A 3584-nucleotide genomic window follows, 5' to 3' on the forward strand; every position below is an offset into this window, starting at 1 on the left:
GGCCGCCCGCAGCGGCAGCACGTGGCCCGGCCGGATGATCTCGCCCGGCCCGGCGGACGGGTCGGCCAGCACGCGCAGCGTCCGGGCGCGGTCCTCCGCCGAGATTCCCGTGGTGACGCCGTCGGCGGCGTCGACGGTGACGGTGTACGCGGTCCGGCGCGGGTCCTGGCTCAACGGGACCATCAACGGCAGCTCGAGGGCGTCGGCCCGCACCGCGGGCATGGGGGCGCACAGGTAGCCCGAGGAGTGCCGGATGGTCCACCCGACCCACTCCGGGGTGGCGGACTGCGCCGCGAGGACGACGTCGGCCTCGTTCTCCCGGTCCGGGGAGTCGGCCACCAGGACGGGACGTCCCGCGGCGAGCTCGCGCAGGGCGTCCTCGACGCTCCCGAGCACGATCGTCATGACCGTCCTCCGTCCTGGTCCGCGGCCACGCCGAGGAGCCGTTCGACGTACTTGGCCATGACGTCCACCTCGATGTTCACGCGGTCCCCCGGGGTGAGCGCACCCAGGGTCGTGGCCTGCAGGGTCGTGGGGATGAGCGAGATGCCGAACCTGGACCCGGCCACGGTGGTCACGGTCAGGGACGTGCCGGCGACGGCGACGGACCCCTTCTCGGCCACGTAGCGGGCCAGCTGCTCGGGCAGCTCCAGGACCAGGTCGTCCCACCGCTCCCCCGGGTCGCGGGAGACGAGCGTCGCGACCCCGTCCACGTGCCCCTGGACGAGGTGCCCGTCCAGGCGGCCGTCGGCCCGCACCGCACGCTCCAGGTTGACGCGGTCACCCGGGGTGAGGTCCCCCAGGGTGCTGCGCCGCAGGGTCTCGGGCATGACGTCGGCGGTGAACGTGCCGTCCGGCTCCACGGCCGTCACGGTCAGGCACACCCCGTCCACGGCGATGGACGCGCCCGGTGCGGTGCCCGGGGCGACCACGGGGCCGCGCAGGGTGAGCCGGGAGTCGGTCTCCCACGGCTCGACGGACACCACGGTGCCGATCTCCTCCACGATTCCGGTGAACATCAGCTCTCCTCCTCCGTGGTCGCGGGTGACCACCCGGACCGGTCCTCACGTCGTGCGTGGTCGTGCTGGTCGCCCTGCCGGTCCCGGTCGAACCGGGCCACGACCAGGACGTCGGCGCCCAGGCGCTCCGTCGAGACGGTCCTGGGTCGGGGTGCCTGGGTGAGGGTGCCCACCCCGATGTCCCCCAGTGCTGTCGGGCCCGCGCCCAGGAGCACCGGCGCGAGGTAGGCGTGCAGCTGGTCGACGAGCCCGGCGCCGAGGAACGCCGAGGCGAGGGTGGGCCCGCCCTCCACCAGGGCGTGGCGCACCTCACGGCGGGCGAGCTCGGCGAGCACCTCGGCAGGGTCGTGGGTGCGGACCTGGACCAGCTCTCCCCCCGGTCCCCGCAACCTGGCACCGAGGGGCACGTCGCGGTGGCCCACGACCACGCGCAGCGGCTGGTGACCGGCGACCTCCCCCCCGGGGCGGGCGGTGAGCGACGGGTCGTCGGCCAGGGCGGTTCCCGTGCCCACGACGATCGCGTCCACGGTGGACCGCGTGCGGTGGGCGTGGTCCCGGGACTCGGGGCCGGTGATCCAGCGGCTGGACCCGTCGCGGGCCGCCACGCGGCCGTCCAGGGACGACGCGGTCTTGAGGGTCACGAACGGTCGGCCGGCCCGGACCGCGGTCGCCCACACGTGCACCAGCTCGGCGGCCTCGGTGCGGCGGACCCCGACGGTGACGTGGACCCCGGCACGGCGCAGCCGTGCCGCCCCACCGGCTGCGGCCGGGTTCGAGTCGTCCACGCCGACGACCACCCGTGCGACGCCCGCGTCGAGGAGGACCTCGGTGCAGGGTCCGGTCCGGCCGGTGTGGTCGCACGGCTCCAACGTCACCACGGCCGTGGTGCCCGCCGTCGACCGTCCAGCGGCCCGTGCCGCGGCGACCGCGGCGGGCTCGGCGTGGGGGGTGCCGGCACCCTGGTGCCACCCCTCGCCCACGACGGAACCGTCCGGGCTCAGGAGCACGCAGCCGACCCGAGGGTTGGGTCCGTGCTCCGGTCCGCGTCCGGCCAGGTCGAGGGCGCGCAGCATGGCCTGGTCCTCGACCTCGCCGACCCTCATCCTTCACCACCCTTGTCCAGGGCTCCGGGGACGGCACAGCGGGACGCCGCGCGCGACGACGCCGCGCGGGATCACCCGTGCGGCGTCACGTGCTTCCTCCCATCCGGACTTTCACCGTCGGTCCTGGAGTTCCACCAGGTCAACCGGTGCGGGACCGTGAGGCCTCGCACCGGGTCGCGGACTGTCACCGCCGGCTCGGACTTTCACCGACCCCGGAGCACGTACGTGTACTGCGCTCAGTCTGCCACAGCGGACCGCGCCAGCCGACGCAGCTCGTCGACCGCAGCGGCGGGGTCGTCCGTCCCGTAGACCGCCGACCCCGCGACGAACACGTTGGCGCCCGCCTGCGCGACGCGGCCGATCGTGCCCGGGTCCACGCCGCCGTCCACCTGGACCCACACGTCGTGGCCGCCCGCGTCGATCGCGGCACGGGTGCGCCGGACCTTGGGCAGGGTGCCCTCGATGAACGACTGGCCCCCGAACCCCGGCTCGACCGTCATGACCAGCACCATGTCGATCTCGGCCAGGAGGTCCAGGAACGGTTCGACCGGGCTCGCCGGCCGCAGGGCCACCCCGGCCCGGCACCCGAGGTCACGCAGCTGCCGTGCGAGGCGGACGGGAGCGGAGGTGGCCTCGGCGTGGAACGTCACGGACGCTGCCCCGGCCTCGGCGAACCCGGGCGCCCACCGGTCGGGGTCCTCGATCATCAGGTGCACGTCGACCGGGCGGTCGCTGACCTCCACCAGCCGACGCACCACCGGAAGCCCGAGCGTCATGTTCGGCACGAAGTGGTTGTCCATGACGTCCACGTGCACCAGGTCCGCGTTCGGCACCCGGCCCAGCTCACGTCCCAGGTCGCTGAAGTCCGCGGAGAGGATGCTCGGCGCGATCAGCATGTCCATCAGTGTTGTGCTCCTCCTGTGGGCGGGACCGGCGTCACCGGTCGTCGGTGCGGCGCAGCAGCGCGACGAACATCGCGTCGGTGCCGTGGACGTGCGGCCACAGCTGGACGTGGGGGCCCGCGCCCAGCGGGATGTCGGGACCCGCGACGGCGCGCACCGGGTCGCGGGCGTCCAGGACCTCCGCGCCGCCGCGGCGACGCACGACGTCACGGACGACCAGTGCCGTCTCGGCCACGTGCGGGGAGCACGTGACGTACGCAACCACCCCACCGACCCGGCTGGCGTCGATCGCCGAGGTGAGCAGCTCACGCTGCAGGTCGCTCAAAGGGCCCACGTCAGCGGCGCGTCGTCGCCACCGCGCCTCGGGGCGGCGACGCAACGCGCCCAGTCCGGTGCAGGGTGCGTCCACCAGGACGCGGTCGTAGAGCTGGGGCTCGTCCTCACCGACGCTGCGCCCGTCGCCCTGCCGGACCTGCACCGTGCCGTCCGGCACCCCCCGGACCGAGGCGCGCACCAGGTCCACCCGGTGCGGCTGCAGCTCGTTGGCCACGACCGTGGCG

General features: G+C 74.7%; 4 protein-coding genes, 1 pseudogene and 1 riboswitch. All 5 genes and pseudogenes read right to left on the minus strand.

Annotated features, from left to right (window positions below; genetic code table 11):
- Positions 1-405: 3,4-dihydroxy-2-butanone-4-phosphate synthase (locus tag N869_RS13605; RefSeq protein ID WP_035062465.1), on the minus strand; the 405-nt coding region annotated here is incomplete at its 3' end.
- Positions 402-1019, minus strand: coding sequence for a riboflavin synthase (locus N869_RS13610; protein WP_035062467.1), 618 nt, complete (start codon positions 1017-1019; stop codon positions 402-404). The genes N869_RS13610 and N869_RS13605, both read right to left, overlap by 4 nt.
- Complete coding sequence (gene ribD / locus N869_RS13615; RefSeq protein WP_232229741.1) at positions 1019-2122, minus strand: bifunctional diaminohydroxyphosphoribosylaminopyrimidine deaminase/5-amino-6-(5-phosphoribosylamino)uracil reductase RibD; 1104 nt, start codon at positions 2120-2122, stop codon at positions 1019-1021. The genes N869_RS13610 and ribD overlap by 1 nt, the downstream gene beginning before the upstream one ends.
- Positions 2123-2207: 85 nt before the next feature.
- A riboswitch (FMN riboswitch) is annotated at positions 2208-2347 on the minus strand.
- Between the two features lie 11 nt (positions 2348-2358).
- A complete protein-coding gene (gene rpe, locus N869_RS13620; RefSeq protein ID WP_035062466.1) occupies positions 2359-3024 on the minus strand; it encodes a ribulose-phosphate 3-epimerase in 666 nt (221 codons plus the stop codon).
- Positions 3025-3058: 34 nt separating this feature from the next.
- Positions 3059-3584: pseudogene (locus N869_RS13625) on the minus strand (rRNA small subunit methyltransferase B); the annotation flags it as partial.

This window comes from Cellulomonas bogoriensis 69B4 = DSM 16987 (assembly GCF_000767165.1).
GTDB lineage: Bacteria > Actinomycetota > Actinomycetes > Actinomycetales > Cellulomonadaceae > Actinotalea > Actinotalea bogoriensis.

Coding starts and splice junctions, on each gene's coding strand:
- ribD (WP_232229741.1), bottom strand. CDS start 2,122: ATGAGGGTCGGCGAGGTCGAGGACCAGGCCATGCTGCGCGCCCTCGAC.
- N869_RS13610 (WP_035062467.1), bottom strand. CDS start 1,019: ATGTTCACCGGAATCGTGGAGGAGATCGGCACCGTGGTGTCCGTCGAG.
- rpe (WP_035062466.1), bottom strand. CDS start 3,024: ATGGACATGCTGATCGCGCCGAGCATCCTCTCCGCGGACTTCAGCGAC.